The organism is Rheinheimera marina, from assembly GCF_042654345.1.
GTDB classification, from domain to species: domain Bacteria; phylum Pseudomonadota; class Gammaproteobacteria; order Enterobacterales; family Alteromonadaceae; genus Pararheinheimera; species Pararheinheimera marina.
Genome location: NZ_JBHSGB010000002.1, coordinates 205,799 through 229,104, shown reverse-complemented (window position 1 = coordinate 229,104; position 23,306 = coordinate 205,799). Strand labels below are relative to the sequence as shown.

Sequence of the window (23,306 nt, the reverse complement as noted above, 5' to 3'; positions counted from 1 at the left end):
AAACGCAGCTGCGACGATGGTAGTGTGGCGCTTGCCATGCGAGAGTAGTTCACCGCCAGGCTCCCAATGCTAAGAAGCCCGCTCATAAGAGCGGGCTTTTGCTTTTTTAGTTCAAAAACCATGCTTGAGCTTGGCTGCTACTGTTGTTTTATGTGCAGTTTGCTTAAAACAGCAGCAAATGTAGCGGCTATCGCGCTCTCTTACTCCTCACTATCCGACATTTTTAGACTTCAAACGCACTTGCTCTGGTCAAGTACTGAAAAGCCAAGCACTATCTTCAGTTCATTGCAGAGGAAAATTATGATGAAAAACAAACTGCACTACAGTGTATTGGCGACAGCTTTTGCTGTTTTGGGATCTTTTGAAGCACATGCAGGGCAACCACTTCAATATGAAGATGTGTTTCAGCTGGAGTATGTATCCGAGCCGCAAATAAAATCGGATGGTTCCGCCGTAGTTTTTGTGCGAAACCGATTTGACCAGGTTCAGGATAAACGACTTGGCTCATTGTGGCTTTCAGACACAAAAAACGGACAGTTACGCCCTTTGGTTGCTGAAAAAGATGATGTAAGTTCTCCTCTTTGGTCGCCAGATGGTCAAAAGCTGGCGTATATTTCCGCTGCGTCGGGAAGCCCGCAAATCCATTTACGTTGGATGGATACGGGGCAAACTGCACAAATTAGTCATTTGCCTGGTTCCCCTTCAGATCTGAGTTGGTCTCCGGATGGGAAATGGCTGGTGTTTTCGATGTTTACCCCAAAGAAAGCAGTAAACCCAGTGCAGTTACCAGGTAAACCTGAACAGAATGGGTGGGCAAAAGCGCCCATTTATATTGATACCATGCAATACCGTGCTGATGGCCGGGGTTATTTGGCCAGCGGCTATCGACAACTCTATCTGATGTCCGCTGATGGCGGCACACCTATTCAATTAACTCAGGGCGAGTTTGAGCACGGCGGAAAAATCAGCTGGCAACCAGATGGTAAATCTTTTTATTTTTCAGCTAATCGCCAGGATGATAAAAGGGCGCAGGCGCAAAACAGTGAAATTTATCAGCTGACGTTGGCCGAAAAACAGCTGAAACAAATTACGGATCGTTTTGGGCCTGACCATAGCCCAGCCTTGTCACCTGATGGTAAATGGCTGGCTTATTTGGGTTACGACGATAAGAAACTTGCGCATCAGGCTGATCAATTGTACGTGCGGAATCTCGCCTCTGGTGCAGTGAGAGGGCTGACTGCAGATCTCGACCGCTCGATCGACAGTTTTGCCTGGGCTGCGGACAGTGAGCAGCTTTATATTCAATATGACGATGCTGCTGAAGGAAAAATAGCGTTACAGCCTTTATCAGGTAAGCGCAAGGTGCTGCTGGATCAGCTTGGCGGCAGCTCGTACAGCAGGCCTTATACCGGAGGGAGTTTCTCCGTCTCAGGTAATGGGGCTTTGGCTTACACAAAGATGTCGGCTAAAGCGCCAGCCGAGTTGGGCTATTTTAGAAATGGCAGCACCAAGCAGCTCACGGAACTCAATAAGGATTTACAGCTGGCACGTGATATCGGCGACGTTGAAGAGTTTTGGGTGACGTCGTCCGTCGACCAACGCAAGCTGCAAAGCTGGCTGATTCTTCCGCCAAACTTTGACCGCAGTAAAAAGTACCCGCTGATTTTAGAAATACATGGTGGACCACATACAGCGTACGGGCCAGTGTTTGCAATGGAACTGCAACTGATGGCGGCCCAGGGTTATGTTGTGCTTTATTCGAACCCGCGCGGAAGTACCAGTTATGGTATGGAGTTTGCGAATCTGATCCATCATAACTTCCCAAGTCAGGACTACAACGACCTGATGGATACCGTGGATGCCACTATTGCGAAAGGCTTCATTGACCCAGAGCAGCTCTTTGTGACCGGAGGCAGTGGGGGTGGCTTGCTTACCAGCTGGATTGTCGGCCATACCAACCGTTTTAAGGCGGCGGTGGCAGTAAATCCGGTGATTAACTGGTTTAGTTTTGTATTGAATGCCGATATGTATAACTACTTCAGTCAGTACTGGTTTCCCGCGATGCCCTGGGAAAACCCGCAACATTACCTGAAACATTCCCCAATCAGCTACGTTGGCAATGTAAAAACACCAACCATGTTAATGACTGGCGAATCGGACCACCGGACTCCAATTTCTGAAACAGAACAGTTCTATCAGGCATTGCAGTTACGCGGCGTTGAAACAGCTATGGTGCGGATCCCTGGAGCCTCGCACGGCATTCACATCCGTCCGAGCAATATGATGGCCAAGCCTGCCTATATCACTTATTGGTTTAATAAACACAAGAGCAATGGCTGAGAAGGAACAGCTGGTTTATTGACAGCCCGTGACTAACCACTCATACCTGTATTCAGGGTTTCAAGGTTGAAGCCCGAATATAGGAGCTTAGGTTCATGGAAAAGAACATTCAACCTTTATGGCCATTGAGTGCGGCAAAGACGTTGTTTTTGGTGTTGCTGATCCTTCATTCTGCTTACCGTCTGACGAACTATTCAGCTGAACAATCGGGATTTTATTCTTCTTTAGCCTTGTTGCTGGCCTTACTGTCGACGTTGTTCAGGCCGGAGGAACTTAATCTGAACCTGACGGTTTTTCTCAGGCAGCCTTGGTATTGGCACTCTTTTTCAGCTGTGCTGATTGGTGCTGCGCTTGGTTGCCTGGGGTTAGCGCTATATTTATCTTGAAGTATTAAATTCCTCACTAAATAAGCGCCTTAGGTTTTTTGCCTGCAAAATAGCCTCAGTTTTTTTGCAGAATGACGCTTTGTTGAGTAAATTTATTGTTAACTGAATGGGTGGTTGTTGGTCGTCGCCGTAAACTGAAGGCACGGACTATGACACAAGGATTGTTTCGCCCTCATGCAGTACAACACCAAAGTTCGCGGCTGGAAGGCTCGGTCGTGGTTTTACAGCCGGTCTCGGCCAGTCTTCTTACTCTATTACTTGTCGCAGCTGTCAGTCTGGCTTTGTTGTTTTTAAGTCAGGCATCTTTCGACCGGCGTGAAACTGTGGCGGGTTATCTGAAGCCCATCTCTGGCCAGTCGCACATCAGTGCTCCACGCTCTGGCGTGATCAGTCAGCTCTTGGTGCAGGACGGAACTGTAGTCATGCAAGGGCAGCCTCTACTGGCTCTGAGAGTGCAAGGGCAGTTGGAGGGCGGCCGCAGTCTGGCAGAAACTTTGTTGCAGGGCATTGTCCAGCAGCGCCAGTTGCTGCAACTCAGATATCAACAGCTAGTCCAGCAATACCAGCAACAACAGCAAGAACTTGAGGCCAGACTGGCAAGTGGACTGTTGTTGCTGGAACAGATCAGAAATCAGCAGCGTTTAACCGAGCAACGTATTCAGCTTCAGAGCGAGCGTCTGAATGACCTTAAAAAATTGCGGAATCAGGGAGCTGTCAGTCAGGACAGTATCAAAAACCAACAAGAACAGATTTTTAGCCTTCAACAACTGCTCAGCGAACACATCAGCAATGAGCAAAATCAACTGAATTACCAGCAGCAATTAACTGGCCAGTTAGCCCGGCTACCATCTGAACAAGCGCAGCAACAGGCCAGTTTGCAACAAGAGCTGGCACAGCTGCAGCAACAGAGTATTCAGCTCAAAGCGGATGAGGAACTGGTGTTAACTGCACCTGTGGCTGGCCGGGTCACCAGTTTATGGGCTGAGCTAGGCAGTCAGGTCCAGAACGGAGGTTCTCTGCTGACGTTGGTTCCGCTACATTCAGAGTTGACTGCTGTACTGTTGGTCCCAACCCGTGCTTATGGTTTTGTCCGGCCTGGGCAGGCGGCGCGTTTGCGCTTTGATGCTTTCCCCTACCAACGTTTCGGGACTTTTCAAGGCAAAGTGATAAAAACCGCCCAGGCCATAGTGTTACCTGGGGACATAGCCATGCCACTTTCTATTCAGGAACCAGTGTACAGAGTGGAGGTACAACTGGGATCCCAATCAATCCGCGCATACAACAATGAGGTGCCGTTGCAGTCTGGCATGTTGCTTAGCGCTGATGTGGTGCTCGAAAACCGTAGCCTGTTGGCTTGGGTATTTGAGCCATTGGTGAGCTTGCGAGGCAGGCTCTGAACTTTCAAGGAGAGAAGATATGAAAGAGTTACAACTGAATGAAGTACAAGAGGTGAGTGGTGGTGGTTTCTTACAAGGAGCAGGAGCTGCAGGGCTAGCCCTCGGTATCGGTAGTGCATCATTTGGCTCAGGCTGGGGTATGGTTGGTGCAGGATTGGCATTTGCTTCATCACCTCTGACTGTAACAGTCATGTTGGGGTTGGCCCTTTATGCCGGCTACCAGATGGCTAGTTAAAGAAGCAGGGAGGTTAGGCCATGATAGAGTTAACTCAACGGCAGGTTGCTGAAGTGCAAGGTGCAGGGTTTGGTGAAGGTAGTGCCGCGATAGGGGTAGCTTTGGGTATAGGCTCATCCACGTTTGGCGGCTCACTGGGATCAATTGGTGTATTTGCTGCGTTTGGTGCAGCGCCATTTGCAGCTGGAGCTATGGTAATACTGGCATTTTATGCCGGCTATCAGATGATGCAGTGAGAAAAACGGAGTGGGGATCTTCAATCATCCCCGCTCCTTGTCAGGAGCAAAAAATATGAGTGATTACTATTGGGTGTTTCTGATTTTGGCTTTTGCGTTTTTTATACACTGGATGGCATTGGAGTCAGAAAAAAAGGATTTGGCACATTTGTCAGACAGAAAGAAGCGCAAAGCGGATGACCCAGAAAATGTTCGTATTGAAGATATGCAACTGATGGATTTATATAAAGTTAGTAAATCCGAAGCTGTAAGGTATTACCGGAAGAAACATGGCACTGGGCTGAAGTTTACTGCACAACTGTTAGAAGATATCTCTCAGGAGTGTTGAGCTAGTTAGCAAGGAATGCTAAATGATTTATCAATCTGAAGCTGCGGAATGTGGGTTGGCTTGTCTTGCGATGATGGCAGGGCACTATGGGCTAAAGTTAGATTTGCCTGCGCTGCGCAGCCGCTATCCGGTATCGTTGAAAGGTGCCAACTTACAGCAATTGATGCAGCTGGCTGATCAACTACAGTTAGCTCCCCGGGCATTAAAGCTGGAGCTGGATGAGATTAAGCAGCTGCGAATGCCCTGCATATTGCATTGGAACATGAATCATTTTGTCGTGCTGCTCAGAGTGCGACGCCAGGGCGCTCTGATTTGTGATCCGGCCCAAGGTCAGCGACTGGTGCCGCTAAAGGAATTGGACCAGAGCTTCACCGGCATTGCGCTTGAACTGACGCCGACGGCCGAGTTTCAACCGAAAGATGAGCGTCAGTCTTTAGGATTAAATTCGTTCTGGCAGCAGAGCGCAGGGCTCGGGCCTGCACTGGCCAAATTACTGCTTTTATCACTGATTTTGCAGCTGTTTTTATTGGCTGCGCCTTATTACAGCCAGCTGGTGGTGGATGAAGTGCTGGTCAGTCATGATACCCCACTGCTGTTGGTATTGGCTCTTGGCTTTGGTTTATTGCTCCTATTACAAAACCTGACTTTTGCGCTGCGAAGTTGGGTGGTGTTGCATCTGTCGTCCAGCCTGAATCTTCAGATGGCTACCAATTTGTTCCGGCATCTGTTGCATTTACCAGTCAGCTTTTTTGAAAAACGCCATATGGGCGATATCGTTTCGCGTTTTGGCTCTTTGGACAGTATCCGTGAGCAGTTAAGTAGCAGCTTAGTGGAGGCTGTTGTCGACGGGGTGATGGCGTTATCGGTGTTGCTGATGATGTATTTGTATAGCCCAAAACTGGCGATGGTGGTGTGCGGTGCTGTGCTGCTTTATGCCTTGTTGCGGCTGGCTTTGTACAAACCTTTAAAGTACCGCACAGAAGCCAGTATTGTCAGTAAAGCCAAAGAGCAAAGCCACTTTATGGAAACCGTTCGGGGTATCCAAACCTTGCAGTTGTTTGGTCAGCAAAGTAACAGATTAAGCCAGTGGCAAAACTGCTATGCCGATGCGGTCAATCAACAGTACCGGCTCGGTTGCTGGCAGATCGGGTACAGCACCGCGCAACAACTACTGTTTGGTCTTGAGAATATTTTGGTGGTCTATCTGGCGGCTTGGGCTGTGCTCCAAACCCAAATGACGGTAGGGATGTTGTTGGCTTTTCTGGCTTACAAAAACCAGTTTAGTAGCCGCACAGCTGCTCTGATTGACCGCTTAATTGAGCTGCGCATGGTCAGTCTGCATTTGCAGCGGCTGGCGGATATTTCTTTGACCGCTAAGGAGCAAGACGGCGGCGACGCCAGCTTTCGTGCTATTTCCGGCCAATTGCAGCTACACAACCTGAGTTTCCGCTATGCAGCAACCGAACCTCTGTTGTTTCAAAATCTGCAGCTGCAGGTTGCCGCCGGTGAGCACATTGCTATTGTCGGACCATCCGGTTGCGGCAAAACCAGTTTGCTGAAACTGATGTTAGGTTTGGCAGTGGCCGACTCTGGTTCAGTGACTGCAGATTCCATTGATATCCGGCACCTGGGATTAAAACATTACCGGGCTCAGGTGGCGGCTGTTATGCAGGATGATCAGCTGCTGAATGGCAGTTTGGCCGACAACATTTGCGCCTTTGATTCCAGACCTGATTGGGACTTGTTGGTGCATTGCGCCGTGTTGGCAGGGATCCATCAGGACATTGTACAAATGCCGATGGGCTACAATGCGCTGGTTGGAGATATGGGTAGTAGCCTGTCTGGTGGACAAAAGCAGCGGGTGTTATTGGCCCGCGCTTTGTACAGAAAACCAAAAATTTTGTTTTTGGACGAAGCCAGCAGTCAGCTGGACAGTGCAATAGAGCAGCAGATTAACAAGGCCATCGGTGAGCTTCAGCTGACCCGTATCGTCATCGCTCACAGGCCACAAACTATTCTGAATGCAGACCGGGTATACCTGTTGGAGCGGGGCAAACTCAGCGACGTCACTGCCTGTGTCAGGCAGCAGCTGCAACACAATCGTAGTCACTGACTTAGAGTTTCAGCTTGGCTAAGCCAGGGTATTGCTTCAGGACTTTACAGGCCCGCTCCATGGCTTCACCAAACAGAGCCGGGTGGAAGTCGCCATTCTGGCAATAGTTGTGTTGGAACTGCAGTAAAGTATCCAGATCGGAGCTGGCTCTGGCCAACGCCTCTTGCTGGCCCGCCCCATAATCCTGACCTATGGCATAAAACGCCTTTTGCACTTTGCGGGTGATGACCGAACCGTTGTTTTGTGCCGGCAATGAAATATGTTCAGCCAGCCAGTCGAGCACAGGTTCTGAATAAGGTAGTACCCTGGGGTGATCATAAAAGGTCAGCAGCAGGGCCAGTAACAAACAGCACAGCAGAAATTTACGCATACCAGATTCTATCCGAAGCCTTGTATTGGTTATAACACAGTACACCGCCGCTGCCACTGTGAACCTCTGCGTCAATACTTAGGGGGCTTGTCAATGTTGTTGACAGCGACACCTCCACTTAACGTATTAAAACCCAATACAGATCATCGTGTTATATAATGGAGCCTTCTGGTTCAGTTTTTGCAGAGCTGATTGGGGTCAAAAAAACAATCAAGCTTTGTTTTGAGTCAACAAGGCGCAATGAATCGCCTGCTAGACTGATGCTTAGCTGGTGGTAAGAGGTATGGGCGTGGATAACAAAATAGATATCAAGAATATTCCGGTGGATGTCAAAGTGCATAAAACTGACACCGGAGTGAACAAATACAACCCGCGGGATCGCATATACGTGCGGGCAGTAAAAGGCCTTCATCAACGTCTGCGCCGTAACATGGGCTTTATCTTTATGGGGCTGTTCATGTTACTGCCCTGGCTGCAATTTCATGGTCAACAAGCCATTTTGCTCGACATTGTTGAACAGAAATTCAATATCTTTGGTATGACTCTCTGGCCACAGGATTTCACTATTTTGGCTTGGATCTTCGTGATCGGCGCCTTTGCGCTGTTTTTTGTGACCACCTTTTATGGTCGGGTCTGGTGCGGTTATCTGTGTCCGCAAACCGTCTGGACTTTTATTTTTATCTGGTTTGAAGAAAAAATTCAGGGCAGCCGCAATAACAGGATGAAACTGGACAAAGACCCCTGGACTGCAGGCAAGGTCTGGAAAAAAGCGCTCACACATTTCTGCTGGCTGGCGTTTTCCTTGTTAACAGCACTGATTTTTGTCGGCTACTTCACGCCTGTCACTCAGTTGTTTGTCGATTTCTTTAGCTTCGACGCCAGCTTCTGGGCTGTGGTGTCTGTGCTGTTTTTTATGTTTTGTACTTACGGTAATGCGGGTTGGATGCGCGAAATTATGTGCACCCATATTTGCCCTTATGCCCGCTTCCAGTCCGCTATGTTTGATAAAGATACCTTTACCGTCACCTACGACGCTAAACGCGGTGAGAACCGCGGGCCGCGTTCCCGCAAAGACGCGGACTACAAAACCAAGGGGCTGGGCGACTGTATTGACTGCAACCTCTGTGTGCATGTTTGCCCGACCGGCATTGATATCCGTAACGGCCTGCAGTACGAATGCATTAACTGTGGCGCCTGTATTGATGCCTGTGACGACACTATGGACAAAATGGGGTACGCCAAAGGGCTGATCAGTTACACCACTGAACACAGTCTGGAAGGCCGGACCACCAAAGTGGTGCGTGGCAAACTGGTTGGTTATTTCCTGGTGCTGTTGGCCGTTTGCGCCGCCTTTGGCTGGACCCTCGTGGTACGCAAGCCGGTGATGATGGATATTGTGCGGGACCGCGGTGCTTTGTACCGTGAAACCAACGAAGGCCTGATAGAAAACACCTACACACTGAAAATTATTAACAAATCTCAGGTTGAACAAACCTACCTGTTGTCCGTCAGTGGTATTGATGAATTGAACTGGATTGGTGATCAGGAGCTGACAGTGCAGGGCGGCGAAACGGCCAACTTGCCAATCAGTCTGGCGCTTGACCCTGTTCATGCCAATAAACCAGTGCTGGATATCGAGTTTGTGCTGCAAGACAAAGACGAGCCAGAGGTTACCTTAAGTCAGGGCAGTAAATTCTTCTCTGCACGTTAAGACAAAACAGAGCTGCAGGCCTTAAGGTTTGCAGCTCTGGATGCGGCCTTACAGGGCTTGGTCCTTGCGGTTAAACCCAGTATGATGCGACCACCTTTGCTCTGATGCCAACCTCTATGAGTCAGTTTCATTTCGATCACCTCACACCAGATTTTATGCTGGATGCACTTTGGCATTATGGCTTTGACGTGGCTTCAGGTCTGTTACCGCTGAACAGTTATGAAAACCGTGTTTATCAGTTTAAAGACCAGGATCGGAAAAACTGGGTGGTGAAGTTTTACCGGCCAGAGCGCTGGTCGTTGCCCCAGCTGCAGGAAGAGCATCAGTTTGTCGCCGAGTTGGTGGCTGCCGAAATTCCAGTAGCGCAAGCCGTGCAACGGGATGGTGAGTACGTGTTAGCTTATCAGAGCAGTTATCTGGCCATTTACCCCAGTTTAGGCGGGCGTCAGTTCGAGGCAGATCAGGACGAACAATTACTGCAAACCGGTGCTTTGCTTGGACGATTGCATCAGGTGGCTGGCAGTCGCAGTTTTGCCCACAGGCCAGCGTTCAGTGCCGAACAGATGCTAAAGCAAAGTGCGGATCTGCTGCTGTCGAGCGGTTTTGTGCCCAAGGCACTGGAACAGCATTTTGCCGCCGTGCTGCAACAATTGCAGCAAAAGGCCGGTCAGCTGTATCGGCCTGAATGCTCTATCCGCTTGCATGGCGACTGCCATCCGGGCAATTTGTTGTGGGTGAATGAGCAGGTCATGCTGCTTGATTTTGATGATTGCAGAATGGGTCCGGCGGTGCAGGATCTCTGGCTGTTGTTACATGGTGACAGGGTCGAACAACAAATGCAGTTGGGCTTATTGCTTGACGAATATGAACAATTTTGTGATTTTGCGGCCAAAGAGTTGGCATTGATTGAGCCGCTGCGGGCTATGCGTCAGGTGTCCTATATGGCCTGGTTGGCGCAGCGCTGGGGAGATCCGGCCTTTATCCGTCATTTCCCCTGGTTTAACAGCCCGGAATACTGGCAGCAACAACTGAAGGTGCTGGACGAACAGCTCAAACGCTGTGATGAGCCGCCGCTGAGCCTGATGCCGCAATGGTAAAGTTTTGATACAGTAGATTTTATTAAGAATACCAAGGAACTACGAATGATGAAGTTAGCAACATGGGTTTTAGGCGCCTTACTTCTGCCACTGTCGGCGTTGGCCGCACAGTTTGAAGAAGGCACACATTATGAAGTGATTGCGGAGCAAGCCACTGCCAAGCCAGAAGTGAAAGAGTTTTTCTCGTTTTATTGCCCGGCCTGTTTTGGCTTTGAAACCAAAGTGCAGGCGCTGGAGAAAAAATTACCTGAAGGGGTTGAGCTGAAAAAAGTGCATGTCGACTTCCTGCGCCACGCCAGCCCGGAAATTCAGAATACTGTTGTGCGTGCCTATCTGGTGGCGAAAAACCTGGGTAAAGGCGATGAAGCGGCCAACGCGCTGTTTAACCATATTCATGTCGACCGCAAAGCTTTTGCCTCGGACGATGACATTAAAGCGGTGATTGTGGGTCTGGGTATCGACGCTGCAACCTACGACAAAGCCATTAAAAGCTTCACTGTGGTGGGTGCGACTAAGCAGATGAAAAAAGACCAGGACAACATGACTAACCGCCGTGTGCTGACTGGCGTGCCGACCTTTGTAGTGAATGGCAAATACAAAATCCTGAACCAGGGTCTGAGCCGTGACAATCAGGAGAAAGAATTCAACGAGTTGGTCGCCTACCTGCTGACCCTGAAATAAGAGGCTGAATAATGTTAAGAACTTTAGTTGCTTCGCTGGTGCTGTTGCCATCGCTGGTCTTTGCAGCCCAGTTTGAAGCCGGCAAGCACTATGAGGTGCTGAGCACGCCGAAAACTGCCACGCCGGAAGTGGTGGAGTTTTTCTCCTTTTACTGCCCGCACTGCCGCGCTTTTGAGCCTTTTGCGCAAGAGCTGAATAAGAGTTTGCCGAAAGGGCAGAAACTGATCCGTAACCATGTGGATTTTCTGCGGGCGGCGCCACCTGAAGTGCAGGCTGAGCTGGGTAAAGCCTTTCTGGTCGCTGAAAGTGTGGGCCAGGGCGACCATATTGCCGACGCTATTTTTAATTACATTCATCAGCAACGGGCCAGCTTTAGCAATGCACACGACATTCGTAGCCTGATGCTGGTCAATGACGTACCGGCAATGGTGTATGACGCCGGACTGGTCAGCCCGAAAATTCAGGCGGAAGCGCAAGCTGTAAAAGACCGCCAGGACTTTTACACCAAAGCCGAAGTGCTGAAAGGCGTCCCAACGCTGATCGTGAATGGCAAATACCAGGTGAAGTTTGGTGAGCTGGACTCCGCGCACTTTCAGCAGCAGCTGAATGAACTGGTCGCCTATTTGCTGGCGAAAAAAGACTAACCTCTGTTTGGGTGGACGAAAGCCGGCTGAATGCCGGCTTTCTTTTTTGCACAAAACAGGACGAATCCCCACTGCAGGGCTGGTGAACTTTTGTCAGTTCAGGCAGACTAAATGCGAGTAATTCTCAAATGAGGTCTAAAATGGATTACTGGCAACAACAAATGCAGGCAGGAAATCAGGCGTTGGCGGCCCATCAACCGGCACAGGCAGAGCAGTGTTATAAACAAGCACTGAAAGATGTGTGGCCTATCTGGTTTCACAGCTGCTTTATCGAATGCCCGGCTGAGTTGGCGCAGGAGCAGGCCTGTTTACCAACCTTTTGTCTGGCGGCGACCGTTCGGAATCTGGCGGAATCTTACGCCAGACAAAAACGCTGGCGCCGCGGGCAGCGTATCTTGCGTCAGGCCTTGCATTGGTTTGAGCGGGGTGCTGAACAGATGGCGGCAGAGCATCCGGCGGCCCTGGCTGTGCTGACGCAAACTGCAGCACTGCGACAGGATTACCAGCAACTGAAGTGGCGCCAGCACTGCAGTGGCAAGCCAGTGGTATGGATAAACCCTGAGCCTACTGCGTTATTGCACTAAGCGCCATTGGCGGTTAGAGAACTCCAGCAAATGCTTTTGCTGCATTGGTTGCCCGGCCGAATCGTATAAACGGATGAACTGGACCTGGGTCGGGCTTTGCCAGTGCACGTCAATTGGGTTCCAGGGTTGCAGTCGGTTGTCATCTCCGCTTAGCGCTAATTCAGGCGTCAGTTTGCCGGTTTTTGTCAGTCGGTATATGGCCAGCAGTTTGGCATTGTCTTTTTCTGTGGTGGCTTCGGAATACACCAGCAGCCGTCGTTGGTCGGGTGAGACCAGCGGAAAGCCATTCACCTGAGTTTGTTCGCCGCTTTGCATCTGTACCAGATACACGCTGCGGCCTTTGTTTTCATAGACCCAGACCACGGCCAGCCGGACTGCTTTTAAATAAGCCACCACATAAGGTTCGGTGTATTCATCGGTACTGCGGGAAGGGACCACAGGAAAAGCCAGCGCCTGTTGTTGAGTTGGCAGGTGCAGCAGATTATTGCTGCGTTGCAGTTTTAACGGCCCGGTTAGCCGGGCTTCCAGTTTTTGCGCGCAATCTTGCTCCAGACTGGCAGAAAATTCACAAGCCATCAGGGGCTGAAATCCGAACCACAGCAATACCAGAGTTGTCAGGCTGAGCAACCGCATCCAGAAGCCAAAGTTAAAGCTGTTCGTGGCTGCAAGCATAGCTGGTGTTGGCAGCGATGTAAGTATTATCACATTGGAAATCCGACTGGCAGGGTTAAAAGCACCAGACATCAGAGCGACAGGAATAGCTGAAAACTCAAATAAAAAAGGCCACTTTGGGTGGCCTCTTTGCTGGTGCAGGCTTAGAAATCCTGCACGGTCGGGCGCAGCACCACTTCGCTGATATCAACATCGGCCGGTTGTTCAATGGCATAGGCGATAGCCCGGGCCACTGAACTGGCAGGGATGGCGTTATTTTTGTAGAAGTCTTCGACAAATTCTGCACTGGCGGCGTGTGCGCTGCCATGCTTCAGCTCAGAATCTACCGCGCCCGGAGAAATAATGGTGGTGCGGATAGCGCCGCCAACTTCATGGCGTAAGCCCTCACTGATGGCCCGTACGGCGAATTTGGTGCCGCTGTAGACTGTGCCGCCCGGGCTGAATACCTTGATGCCGGCCACAGAGGAAATATTAATTACATGGCCACTTTGTTGTTGCTGGAACACCGGCAAGGCCGCCGCAATACCATAGAGCACCCCTTTGATATTGATATCGATCATCCGGTCCCACTCGTCAGTACGGACTTCACTCATTGGCGCTATGGCCATCAGGCCCGCGTTGTTAATGATCACGTCCAAACGGCCGTAAGTGGCGACCGCCAGTTGCACTGCCCTCTGCAGCTCTTCGGCTTTGGTCACATCCACCAGCTGGTACACAGCGTCGCCACCGGCAGCGCGGATCCGGCTGACCAGTTGCTGCAGGCGGTCTTCGCGACGGGCGATCAGCACCAGTTTTGCGCCTTTGGCCGCCAAGTGTTCAGCGGTGCTTTCACCCAGGCCCGAACTGGCGCCAGTAATCAATACAACTTTGTTTACAATCGTCATGCTAAGTCTCCTCTGTTGAATTGCTAAGCAGTATAAAAAGCTCGACTACAACAAAAAATGGAAATATCTTGATTTCATAATTCCAAAACAAGGAATAAACGTGGCAAACAATCTGGAGCTGTTGCGGCTGTTTGCTGCGGCCGCCGAAGCCGACAGTTTCAAAGCCGCCGCGCACCGGCTGGCGGTGTCGCCACAGGCGGTTACCCGTGCTGTGCAGCAACTGGAACAGCAGTTAGGCGAGCTGCTGTTTCATCGCAGTACCCGCCATGTGCGGTTAACCCGTTTTGGCGAAGAGTTTGCGCTGCAGGCCCGGCAGCAGTTGCAACAGCTGGATGCCTTGTTAAACCGGCGTCAGCAGCAGCCGAAAGAGGCGGAAGGCCTGGTCAGGCTGACGGCACCGCGTTCGATGCGCCAGGTGCTGATGCCGGTGCTCAACAATTTTATGCTGGACCATCCGGCTATTCAGCTGGATATCCGGCTGACCGATCAGCTCAGTGACGTGGTGGATGATCAGATTGATATCGGAGTCCGGGCCGGCGTGATCCGCGACAACAGGTTTATTGCCCGCACTGTGGGAGCTGTCAGTATGTGGGTGGTGGCCAGCCCGACTTTGCTGCAACAGCGCGCTGAGCCGCAGCACCCTGCCGAGCTGGCCGACTGGCCGCTGACCGGCATGATGGACGTCAACACAGGCCGGCCCTGGCTTTGGTATTTCCGGCAGGGGCAACACTGGCAACCCCGACAGTTCCGTTTACTGGTGACGGAAGCCGAAGCTGAGCTGGATGCGGTGCTCTGCGGCGTCGGCATTGGGCAGCTGGCCAACTTTACCGCTCACCAGGCGGTGCGTGACGGCCGCCTGATCCGGCTGCTGGCCGACTACCAGCCAGACCCCTGGCCATTGTCGGTGTACCGCCCGCAGCGGGGGCCTGTGCCGGAGCGGATCCGCTTGCTTTATGACCACTTGGTGCGGCAGCTTAGCTTGTTAGACTGGTCAGATCCAGGCTGAGGCAAACGGCTGCTCTGCTGCGGTTGGTGACTGATCGGTAAAGGAAAAACCCCGTAGACTGTAAAGAACCTTTTATTGCACCAGAGCCGGGTTGTGAGAATTTCTGTTTTTATTTTGTGGTTGAGTCTGCTGCTCCCTGCCGCCTGGGCACAAAGTTCCGGTTGGGTTCAGGCGACTGAGCTGAAAGCTGAATTGGTCAGTGACTACCAGCAAGTCCGCCCAGGCCAGCAGCTGACACTGGCGCTGCATTTTATTCCGACTGAACACTGGCACACCTACTGGCTGAACCCAGGCGATTCGGGTCTGGCGACCAGTATTGAGTGGTCATTGCCAGATGGAGTCAGCGCCGGCCCCATCCAATGGCCATCTCCGCAAGCCATCAAGGTGCCGCCGCTGGTGAATTACGGCTTTGAAGGCCCCACTATTTTGCTGACAGAGTTGCAGCTAAGCCCGGACTTTCAGGGCGAATGGCTGCCGCTGTCTGCCAAAGTGGACTGGCTGGTTTGTGCCGAAATCTGTATTCCGTCTGAAGCGGTGCTGCAGCTGAAGCTGCCGGTCAGTACCGTTGCTGAGCTGAGTAAAGATCACAGTGCTTTATTTGAACTGGCGCGCCAGCGGCTGCCAAAACCATTGCCACAACAAGGCCGGTTTGAAGTGCAAAACGGCACCTTTTCTGCGGTACTGCCGCTGCCGGAAGATCTGAACGTCAGCGCATTTTTTGTCGGTGGTACCGAGTTGGTGGACCATGCGGCGGCGCAAAAAATTGACTGGGTTGATGGCCAGCTGCTGCTGCGACAGCCACAAAATACTTACTTCAGTGTGGCCCCCGCACAGATCCCGCTGGTGCTGCACACCGCCGCCGGGCCTGTCAGCACCATACTGACATTTAATCGCCAGCTCAGCACTCCAGCACCAACCCAGGCGACGGACTGGTTAGAGTGGAGTTGGATGTTAGTGCTGGCCGCTGCCGGTGGTCTGGTACTGAACCTGATGCCTTGTGTGTTTCCTGTACTGAGCTTTAAAGCCATCAGTCTGGCGCAGCAGAATGCCGGAGCACAGGCCGCCCAACGGGAAGCTCTCTGGTACTGTGCCGGTGTGGTGCTGAGTTTTATGGCGTTGGCCGCACTGATGCTAAGCCTGCGATCGGCAGGTGAGCTGATTGGCTGGGGTTTTCAGCTCCAAAATGACTGGGTGGTACTGGGGCTGGCGTATTTGCTGCTGGTGCTGGGGTTGAGTTTGTCTGGTGTGCTGCAACTGGGCGCTGGATTGATGAATGCAGGTCAGTCATTGACCGGGCGGTCCGGGGCGCACGGTGCTTTCTTCACTGGCATGCTGGCGGTGGTGGTGGCCAGCCCCTGCACGGCTCCTTTTATGGGCACCGCTTTGGGTTATGCCGCCACTCAACCGGCCTGGTCTGCTGTTGCCATTTTTGCTGCCTTAGGACTGGGCATGGCGCTGCCTTTTGTTGCCTTGGCGTTCTGGCCCGCTTTGGGGCGCCGGTTGCCGAAGCCTGGCGCCTGGATGGAAAGGTTAAAACAATGGCTGGCCTATCCTTTGTATTTGAGTGTGGTCTGGCTGCTCTGGGTCTATGGCCGGCAGCAGGGGCTGGATGCGATGGCGCTGGCTCTGGTGGGGGTGGTGGCACTGGTTGCAGCCTGTTGGATTGTCGGGCTGGTGCAGCTTGGCCAGCAGAAGAAAAACCGCCTGGCTGCTGCTGTGTTGCTGGGGGTTGCTGCACTGCTGTTACCTCAGCTGGCGGCGCCTTCAGCCTCCGAAGCTGGTATGGAGCATAGTCAGCCTTGGTCTGAACCACGCATGCAGCAATTGCTGGAGCAAGGAAAGCCAGTGTTAGTGAATATGACCGCCGACTGGTGCATCACCTGCCTGGTCAATGAGCGGGTTGCCCTCAATACCGACAGCACCAGAGCTGCGATGAAGCTCTACGACGTACAGTACCTCAAAGGCGACTGGACGCGGAAAGACCCGGCCATTACCAGCTATTTGCGGCAATTTCAGCGGGATGGCGTACCTTTGTATGTGTTGTATTGGCCCGGTCAGCCACCTGAACTATTGCCGCAGATCCTAACGCCGGACTCGGTGCGTCAGGCGTTGGAACAACTTAGCAGCAAGACATCAACTCAAGGGGATACACCATGAAACTAAAAATTTTCGCTGTTCTGCCTGCCTTGTTATGTGCCGCTTTGGTGTCGGCTATGCCGCAGATAGGTCAAACAGCGCCAGACTTCACCTTGGTCGACAGCAAAGGGCAGAGCCACAGCCTGAAGGATTTTGCCGGCAAAACCGTGGTACTGGAATGGACCAATCACGACTGCCCTTTTGTAAAAAAGCACTATCAGGGCAATATGCAGGCGTTGCAGCGTGAGTTTACCGGACAGGCCGATACGGTCTGGTTGTCGGTGATTTCGTCTGCGCCGGGGAAGCAAGGCCATGTCAGTCCGGCGCAGGCCGAGCAACTGACGCAAAGCCGCAATGCGGCACCAACAGCCGTGGTGTTTGACGAAAGCGGTGCTGTGGGCAAAGCCTTTGATGCCAAGACCACACCTCATATGTACGTGATTGATGCCAAAGGTGTGCTGCAGTATATGGGCGGTATCGACAGCATTCCGTCTGCCAAAGTTGAAGATATCGTCAAAGCCACCCCTTATTTTTCCAATGCAGCCACAGCGGTACTGGCGGGGGAAGCTGCCAAACCTGCGGTCAGCCGGCCTTATGGCTGCAGTATTAAGTATGCCGACTAACAAGGATGGTCAGTCATGAGCAATCCATGGACACCAAGTGCTGCGCTGCTGAACGCCGGGGAAAGTCTGGTGTTGTTGGTGGATATCCAGCAAAAGCTGGCGCCGGCCATTGCAGATGGGAAAGCTGTGGAGCAAGCAGCGGCCTGGGTGTTACAGGTCGCCTTGCAGCTGGGCGTGCCGTTGTTCGCCACCGAACAATACCCGGCCGGGCTGGGGCCAACAGCGGCGACGCTGGCTGAGTTGGTGCCAGAGCCTGCGGTGCTGGAAAAAATTCATTTCAGCGCCTTTAAAGAACCCTATATCCGTCAACGGCTGGCGGAAACCGGTCGTCGCCAGTTAGTGGTACTCGGCACCGAAACTCATGTCTGTGTGCTGCAAACTGCACTAGACGCGCTGGCCGCTGGATATCAGGTGTTCGTGGTGGTCGAGGCGGTAGGGTCGCGTACTGAGCAGAACAAAGGTTTGGCCTTGCAGCGTATGCAGCAGGCTGGAGTGGTGCTGATCAGCAAAGAGATGCTGGCATTTGAATGGTTGCAGCGGGCGGGCACCGATACCTTCCGCCAGATCAGCAAAGGCTGGATCCGCTAACGTACTGGTAAAAAACTGCAGCTTTTGGTGTGAAGTTGTTAAGAGCAGGCTTGGGTTCAGCTGCGGCTTGCTAGACTGCAGTTTTTTGCAAGGAGCCGTGGATGCCTCCGCCGCTGTTATCTCTGGTCGTTCCTTTTTTTAACGCCGAAACCTGGTTATTGCCACTGCTGCAAAGCATCGACCAGCAACTAACCCCTGAAGTCCAGCTGGTGCTGGTGGCTGACGGTCCCACCGATGGCAGTGTGGCGCTGGTGCAGGGCTTTATGGAGCACAGCGGGCACCGGCCTTGTTATCTGCTGTTGCAGCAAGCCAATGCCGGCGTCAGCGTGGCCCGTAATCAGGGGATCCGGCATGCCGCTGGCTCCTACATTGGTTTTGTCGATGCTGACGATCTACTTTTGCCCGGTTATATCGACCAGGTGCTGCAAGCGATCCGCTCTGAACAACCTGATCTGATTGAACTGGGGTATCGGCGCTTTCATCAGCCAGAGCAACTGCAAAGCAGCAAAGCGCGCTATTTACACCGCTGGGCCGGTGAACTGCCGGCCGGACAGGCGCTGCTGGATGTTGCCAGCAGAAACCAATGGTTTCCCTGGTTACGAATTTACCGGCGTCAGGTGATGCCTGATTTTCAGTTCCCGCCCGCTGTTGGCTATTGCGAAGATATGATGGCGTTACCGGCGCTCTACCTGGCCTGCCAGCGGGTTTATCACCTGCGGCTGCCGCTTTATGGCTACCGCGTGCATCCGGCCAGTCTGTCCTTTCAGGTTAACCAGCGGCACAAGTTGCAGCTGGCGCATTTCTTTAGTCAGTTGCAGGCTGGCCTCTACCCTGATCTTCCTGAGCGGGCGCGCCGGCTAATGTTATTGCACCTGGCGTATTGGTTGTATCGCTGGCAACTGCAGCAACCTGCGCCTGACGCACAGACGGCAGCCATGGCCAGCCAGCTGCAGCAGTTGGCCAGGCGTTTTTGCTGGGGCAGGGGTTTTTCCTGGCGAAAAAAATGGCAGTTGTGGCACTCTGTTGCAGTGATTCAACGGCGTTTTCAGCGTTAAAGCGCCAGACATCCAACAACAGGGAGCTTTATGAAATTTACATTGTTAGCAGCTGCATTGTTCGTGGTAACACCATGGTCTGCCTTGGGAATGGCCGCGCCCAATTTAAAGCCGGTCGCTGAAACTGCAAACTTACGGGTGCCTGAATCTGCTCTGGTATGGCAGCACGGAGCTGAAACCCGGCTGCTGGTTTCCGAAATTGACGGCGCTGGCACGGCAATGGACGGAGTGGGAGGCGTTGCGTTGCTGGGGAGCGACGGCGCCATGATTAAACAGGATTGGCTGCGTGGGCTCAATGCACCTAAAGGCATGGCGATCCGCGGCAATTCGTTGTTTGTTGCCGACCTGACCGAGCTGGTGGAAGTGGATTTGACGACCGCGGCCATTATTCAGCGCTACCCGGCTAAAGATTCGGTGTTCTTAAATGATGTGACGGTCGATGCTGCTGGTTTGGTCTATGTGTCGGATACCAGAACAAATCGTATCTACAGGTTACAGCACGGCAAACTGGCACTATGGCAGCAGGACATCTCATCGGCTAATGGCCTGAAAGCCACAGCTCAGGGTCTGGTGGTGGGTTCGGGTCAGCAATTGCTGTTGCTGCAACAAGACGGCAAACGCACCCTGCTGGCCGAAGGTTTTGCCGCCAATATTGATGGCGTCGAACCGCTGCAAGAAGGCGGCTTTCTCATCAGTTGTTGGGTGGGGTTTGTGTATCACCTCAGTGCAGATGGCGTGCTCACTCTGTTGCTGGACAGCAAACAACAATTTAATACCGCCGACATTGGCTATGACGCGGCAACCTCGTTGCTTTATGTGCCGACCTTTAACGCCAACTCGCTGAAAATCTACCGGTTGAGCCATTAAAGCTGCTGGCCGCAGTGGCGGATAAACGGCATACTGCGGCCACCGGATTTACTGATTTTTCTGCATGTGGCAATTAAGTAAAACATTGTTTTGGCGGGTGTTAGCGCTTTGCAGTCTGGCGCTTGGCTTGCTGGGCATTCCGTTGCCGGGTTTACCTACAGTACCTTTTTTATTGCTGTCGGCCTGGGCGGCCGGTAAAGGCTGGCCCGCCTTTGAGCTGTGGCTGTTGCAGCACCCCAAATTTGGCCCGCCGGTGCGGCGTTGGCGAGAGCATGGGGCAGTACCGCGCAAAGCCAAATGGCTGGCGTCAGTGATGATGCTGCTAAGTGTGGCGCTGTTGTGGTTGTCCACAGCGCCATTTGGGCTGAAAACTGCGGTGCCTTTACTATTGCTGGCGGTTGGCTGTTGGTTATGGTGCCGACCGGAAGTCAGCGACGGGCAGCACTAAAGTCCTATCTGCACCAAAGTGTTATGTCGGGCGGGCTCAGGCCTGACTATGGTTGTGGCGGGCAAATCGCCCGGACAACCAAGGACATAACAATGAAAAAAATCCTGATCGCACTGTTGTTATTGGGCTGCCACAGCCTGAGTGCTGCATGCCTGGACGCTGTGGTTTTAGTGCACGGCAACTCCGCCAGTCCATCCAGCTGGAATAACACCTACAACTTACTGCTTAGCAAAGGCTACAGCAGTACTGACATTTACCGGCCCGCCTGGGGTAGCAGTTGCGCCGCCTGTAACGATCACAATGGCAGCGAAGAAACGCCGGTGCGAACCGCTGTTCAAAATGCACTGGCCAGTTCCTGCACCGGAAAAATTGACGTGATAGGTCATTCGATGGGCGCGACTTTGGCTGCGCAGCAAATTACCAAACTCGGTGTGCAGAGTCAGGTGGATGCCTTTGTCGGTGTTGCTGGTGCTTTTCGCGGTTTATACAGCTGCGGTATTTACCCTTACAACGTGCTGACCAGTACCTGTGGCTCCTACGGGTTGTCGGTTAGCAGCCCATTTCTGGATAGCCTGTACGGTGTGCGTTTTGGCAACCGGGTCTATTCGATCAAAAGTTACAGCGACCAAATCGTCTGTTCTACCGGCACTTGCCTGGTGTATGGCGCCCACAGCAGCAGTATCTGGGGCGAGAATGGATCCAGTACTTTTGTGCTGGGCCATTTTGCACTGCAAACCGACACGGCCAGCACGCAATACCAATTCATCAAATAAGATGTCACTTATACTGCACTTCATACTGTCTGTTCGGGAGTGGTGCAGTATCTGAGTTTGCTTCTTGCGCTGGTCTCCATTCGGTGGCGGCGTGCTTAACCCGGTGTGTAAGGCCCTGTGCCTGGTAATAACTGCAGCAGCGCGTCGCTGATCATGCGTGGGAATACCGACAAATGGTCCTCGTCTGCGATCACCTGCTGTCTGAGCTGTAACGATGGGTACTGATGGCTTTGCAGCAAGGCAGCGAATTTCTGCATATCCGCCACCATATTCAATGTGTTGGTTTTGTAATGCCGGGCTGTAGGGCCCTGTTGTTCATAAGCACCGGCGTACAACAGCACGGTAGCGGGCAGGTCCTGATGGCTCTGCGCATAGCGTTTTTCCTGTTGCCAGACCCAATGCTGATCAAACCATAACGACGGACTGCTCAGCACATAATGACTGAACAGTTGCGGCTCAGTCAGCAGAATTTGACTGCCCAACAAGGCTCCGAAAGAGTGACCGACAAAAATCAGCCGCTTGGGATCCACCCGGTAATGCTGGCTGAGGTAAGGCAGCACCTGAGTTTTCAGGTACTGCTGGTAGGCTGGAGCACCACCATAGGCCTTAGCACCATAGCGGGATTCGGGTTTGGCTTTGGCCCGCACATTGGTAGGTGTGTAGTCGAGGCTACGGCTGTCGGTGGCATTGTCTTGTTTAGCGTAGGACAGCCCCACCAGAATAAAGTCTTCAATATTCTGGCCGCCAGCACCCAGCCGGTTATTAATGCTGCGCACCAGTGGAAAGGCGTAATTGGCGTCAGTCAACACCAGCACCGCAAAGCGTTTGTCTTTGTCCTGCTGGTAAGAGGCTGGTAAATCCAGCCAGAGTTGATACTGGCGGCCACTGCTGGGGTCTGGTAGTTCAATAACCTGAGTGTCTGGCAATGGAACCTCGGCAAACGCAGGTTGTTCAGCCTGAGCCTGCAGGCCCAAAACCAGCAGCATGGCGCACCAAAGCTTCATAGCACTTCTCCCCAAAACCATTTGGCGACTTTGCCGGTCACATCGGCTTCGGCATTGGTCAGCAGCACCAGGCCTATGTCCTTTTCCGGTGAGTAGGCAATGTAAGGCCGGTATCCGTCCACTACGCCACCGTGATAAAACAGCCGGTGGTTGTCGTATTGCACCATGCGCCAGCCGCGGCCGTACCAGGTCGACACCTTTTTGTATTGCTCCCACACTGGCCAGCGCGGTTTGTTGGCCACTTTCACTGCCGGGCTGCGTAACTCGTCCAGCGCTTGCGGGCTGAATACTTTCGGCTGGTGGCCCAGCATCGCCAGCAGGTATTTAGCCAGGTCGGTGGCACTGGCATTAATACCTGCCGCTGGACTCACCCAATAAAAATTCGGTTTCACCTGTTCAGGCCGCCAGCCTTTGCCTGCCCTGTGATGTGGCATGGCTTTGTTCTGGGTGGCCAGAAAACCGGCATAGCCCACCGAGGCGGTCTGCATTTTCAGCGGACCCAGAATGCGCTGCTGCAGCAAATCCGGGTACGGCAGGCCTGTGCTGTGTTGCAGTGCCTGTTCCAGCAGCCCAAACAAAATGTTCTGATAACTGTAACAGCGGCCCGGTGTGCAGCTGGTTTTCAGCAGCTTAAAACGCGGCAAAATTTGCTCTGGTGTCTGGTTATCTTCCAGTAAGTTCTCAAAGGCATGGGGCATCACGCCGCTGGCCTGACTGACCACGTGGTCCACCGTCAGGGCTTTAGTGTCGCGTTCGCTACCGAGCTGAAAACCCGGTACATAGTGCGCCAGCGGGGCATTCAGTTTTAACCGCCCTTGTTGCGATGCCAGCACGGTCAGGCCGCCGGTAAAGGTTTTCGACACCGACGCCAGCCGGAATACCGTATCGGCGTCTACTTTGTCCGGTTTGCCTACTTCCCGCACGCCATAAGCGCCGGTAAACACAATGCGGCCATTCTGCACCACGGCATAAGCGCCGCCGGGCACTTTGGCTTTGTTTAAAGCCAGCCTGAACTCCTGGTCCAGGCCTTGTAATAAGTCGGTTTGGCTAAGCTGCGCCAGTGCTGGAGTGGCCAGCAGGCTCAGCAGTCCAATCACACCAGCACGAAATCTGCGTTTCGTCATGCTG

At 52.7% G+C, this 23,306-nt stretch carries 26 protein-coding genes; 20 read left to right on the top strand and 6 right to left on the bottom strand.

Annotated elements, in window-relative coordinates; genetic code table 11:
• Window positions 1–298: 298 nt before the first annotated feature.
• Entirely contained in the window at window positions 299–676 is a 378-nt protein-coding gene (locus ACFO3I_RS03055) for a hypothetical protein (protein ID WP_377331644.1), read from the bottom strand.
• 71 nt (window positions 677–747) lie between these two features.
• Between ACFO3I_RS03055 and ACFO3I_RS03050 the strand changes: the two genes are divergently transcribed.
• The 7 genes from ACFO3I_RS03050 (at window position 748) to ACFO3I_RS03020 (ending at window position 7,035) form a co-directional block, all read left to right on the top strand.
• Window positions 748–2,340 (top strand): S9 family peptidase, encoded by a 1,593-nt coding sequence (locus tag ACFO3I_RS03050; RefSeq protein WP_377331643.1) that lies wholly within the window; start codon window positions 748–750, stop codon window positions 2,338–2,340.
• A gap of 95 nt (window positions 2,341–2,435) precedes the next feature.
• Window positions 2,436–2,726 (top strand): hypothetical protein, encoded by a 291-nt coding sequence (locus ACFO3I_RS03045; protein WP_377331641.1) that lies wholly within the window; start codon window positions 2,436–2,438, stop codon window positions 2,724–2,726.
• A gap of 149 nt (window positions 2,727–2,875) precedes the next feature.
• Window positions 2,876–4,123, top strand: a complete 1,248-nt coding sequence (locus ACFO3I_RS03040) for an HlyD family secretion protein (RefSeq protein WP_377331640.1) — start codon at window positions 2,876–2,878, stop codon at window positions 4,121–4,123.
• Window positions 4,124–4,142: 19 nt separating this feature from the next.
• Window positions 4,143–4,358, top strand: coding sequence for a hypothetical protein (locus ACFO3I_RS03035; RefSeq protein ID WP_377331639.1), 216 nt, complete (start codon window positions 4,143–4,145; stop codon window positions 4,356–4,358).
• A 20-nt stretch (window positions 4,359–4,378) separates the two neighbouring features.
• On the top strand, window positions 4,379–4,594 hold the full coding sequence (locus ACFO3I_RS03030) for a hypothetical protein (protein WP_377331637.1): 216 nt from the start codon (window positions 4,379–4,381) through the stop codon (window positions 4,592–4,594).
• Window positions 4,595–4,649: 55 nt separating this feature from the next.
• The gene (locus ACFO3I_RS03025) at window positions 4,650–4,922 is read left to right on the top strand and encodes a hypothetical protein (RefSeq protein ID WP_377331636.1); all 273 of its coding nucleotides are present in this window, start codon (window positions 4,650–4,652) and stop codon (window positions 4,920–4,922) included.
• 22 nt (window positions 4,923–4,944) lie between these two features.
• Window positions 4,945–7,035 (top strand): peptidase domain-containing ABC transporter, encoded by a 2,091-nt coding sequence (locus ACFO3I_RS03020; protein ID WP_377331635.1) that lies wholly within the window; start codon window positions 4,945–4,947, stop codon window positions 7,033–7,035.
• Between the two features lies 1 nt (window position 7,036).
• Here ACFO3I_RS03020 and ACFO3I_RS03015 read toward each other — a convergent pair whose 3' ends face one another.
• On the bottom strand, window positions 7,037–7,405 hold the full coding sequence (locus ACFO3I_RS03015; RefSeq protein ID WP_377331633.1) for a hypothetical protein: 369 nt from the start codon (window positions 7,403–7,405) through the stop codon (window positions 7,037–7,039).
• Window positions 7,406–7,694: 289 nt separating this feature from the next.
• Here ACFO3I_RS03015 and ccoG point away from each other — a divergent pair, with 289 nt between their 5' ends.
• The 5 genes from ccoG to ACFO3I_RS02990 all read left to right on the top strand — a co-directional run bounded on the left by ccoG (window position 7,695) and on the right by ACFO3I_RS02990 (window position 12,122).
• Window positions 7,695–9,116, top strand: a complete 1,422-nt coding sequence (ccoG, locus tag ACFO3I_RS03010) for a cytochrome c oxidase accessory protein CcoG (RefSeq protein ID WP_377331632.1) — start codon at window positions 7,695–7,697, stop codon at window positions 9,114–9,116.
• Between the two features lie 116 nt (window positions 9,117–9,232).
• Window positions 9,233–10,213, top strand: a complete 981-nt coding sequence (locus ACFO3I_RS03005; RefSeq protein ID WP_377331631.1) for a serine/threonine protein kinase — start codon at window positions 9,233–9,235, stop codon at window positions 10,211–10,213.
• Between the two features lie 45 nt (window positions 10,214–10,258).
• Window positions 10,259–10,894, top strand: coding sequence for a thiol:disulfide interchange protein DsbA/DsbL (locus tag ACFO3I_RS03000; protein WP_377331630.1), 636 nt, complete (start codon window positions 10,259–10,261; stop codon window positions 10,892–10,894).
• Between the two features lie 11 nt (window positions 10,895–10,905).
• A complete protein-coding gene (locus ACFO3I_RS02995) occupies window positions 10,906–11,538 on the top strand; it encodes a thiol:disulfide interchange protein DsbA/DsbL (protein ID WP_377331628.1) in 633 nt (210 codons plus the stop codon).
• Window positions 11,539–11,678: 140 nt separating this feature from the next.
• Window positions 11,679–12,122 carry a hypothetical protein gene (locus ACFO3I_RS02990; RefSeq protein WP_377331627.1) on the top strand — a complete coding sequence of 148 codons (444 nt, stop codon included), beginning with the start codon at window positions 11,679–11,681 and terminating at the stop codon, window positions 12,120–12,122.
• On the opposite strand, the gene ACFO3I_RS02985 is transcribed toward ACFO3I_RS02990, so the two are convergent.
• Together ACFO3I_RS02985 and ACFO3I_RS02980 are read right to left on the bottom strand one after the other, a co-directional pair.
• Complete coding sequence (locus ACFO3I_RS02985; protein WP_377331626.1) at window positions 12,111–12,794, bottom strand: hypothetical protein; 684 nt, start codon at window positions 12,792–12,794, stop codon at window positions 12,111–12,113. The genes ACFO3I_RS02990 and ACFO3I_RS02985 overlap by 12 nt on opposite strands.
• A 143-nt stretch (window positions 12,795–12,937) precedes the next feature.
• On the bottom strand, window positions 12,938–13,678 hold the full coding sequence (locus ACFO3I_RS02980) for an SDR family oxidoreductase (protein WP_377331624.1): 741 nt from the start codon (window positions 13,676–13,678) through the stop codon (window positions 12,938–12,940).
• 100 nt (window positions 13,679–13,778) lie between these two features.
• Between ACFO3I_RS02980 and ACFO3I_RS02975 the strand changes: the two genes are divergently transcribed.
• The 8 genes from ACFO3I_RS02975 (at window position 13,779) to ACFO3I_RS02940 (ending at window position 21,174) form a co-directional block, all read left to right on the top strand.
• Window positions 13,779–14,684: a LysR family transcriptional regulator gene (locus ACFO3I_RS02975; protein WP_377331622.1), complete on the top strand. Its 906-nt coding sequence runs from the start codon at window positions 13,779–13,781 to the stop codon at window positions 14,682–14,684.
• Between the two features lie 93 nt (window positions 14,685–14,777).
• Complete coding sequence (locus ACFO3I_RS02970; protein ID WP_377331620.1) at window positions 14,778–16,841, top strand: protein-disulfide reductase DsbD family protein; 2,064 nt, start codon at window positions 14,778–14,780, stop codon at window positions 16,839–16,841.
• Complete coding sequence (locus ACFO3I_RS02965) at window positions 16,838–17,443, top strand: redoxin domain-containing protein (protein ID WP_377331619.1); 606 nt, start codon at window positions 16,838–16,840, stop codon at window positions 17,441–17,443. The genes ACFO3I_RS02970 and ACFO3I_RS02965 overlap by 4 nt, the downstream gene beginning before the upstream one ends.
• Window positions 17,444–17,458: 15 nt before the next feature.
• Entirely contained in the window at window positions 17,459–18,031 is a 573-nt protein-coding gene (locus ACFO3I_RS02960) for a hydrolase (protein ID WP_377331618.1), read from the top strand.
• Window positions 18,032–18,132: 101 nt separating this feature from the next.
• Entirely contained in the window at window positions 18,133–19,086 is a 954-nt protein-coding gene (locus ACFO3I_RS02955; protein ID WP_377331617.1) for a glycosyltransferase family 2 protein, read from the top strand.
• A gap of 30 nt (window positions 19,087–19,116) precedes the next feature.
• Entirely contained in the window at window positions 19,117–19,953 is an 837-nt protein-coding gene (locus ACFO3I_RS02950) for an SMP-30/gluconolactonase/LRE family protein (RefSeq protein WP_377331615.1), read from the top strand.
• Window positions 19,954–20,017: 64 nt separating this feature from the next.
• On the top strand, window positions 20,018–20,401 hold the full coding sequence (locus tag ACFO3I_RS02945; RefSeq protein ID WP_377331614.1) for a YbaN family protein: 384 nt from the start codon (window positions 20,018–20,020) through the stop codon (window positions 20,399–20,401).
• 92 nt (window positions 20,402–20,493) lie between these two features.
• Complete coding sequence (locus tag ACFO3I_RS02940) at window positions 20,494–21,174, top strand: alpha/beta fold hydrolase (RefSeq protein ID WP_377331613.1); 681 nt, start codon at window positions 20,494–20,496, stop codon at window positions 21,172–21,174.
• Between the two features lie 95 nt (window positions 21,175–21,269).
• Here the strand turns inward: ACFO3I_RS02940 and ACFO3I_RS02935 are convergent, their stop codons facing one another.
• Window positions 21,270–22,178, bottom strand: a complete 909-nt coding sequence (locus ACFO3I_RS02935; RefSeq protein ID WP_377331611.1) for an alpha/beta hydrolase — start codon at window positions 22,176–22,178, stop codon at window positions 21,270–21,272.
• The gene (locus ACFO3I_RS02930) at window positions 22,175–23,302 is read right to left on the bottom strand and encodes a serine hydrolase domain-containing protein (protein WP_377331609.1); all 1,128 of its coding nucleotides are present in this window, start codon (window positions 23,300–23,302) and stop codon (window positions 22,175–22,177) included. The genes ACFO3I_RS02935 and ACFO3I_RS02930 overlap by 4 nt, the downstream gene beginning before the upstream one ends.
• Window positions 23,303–23,306 lie beyond the last annotated feature (4 nt).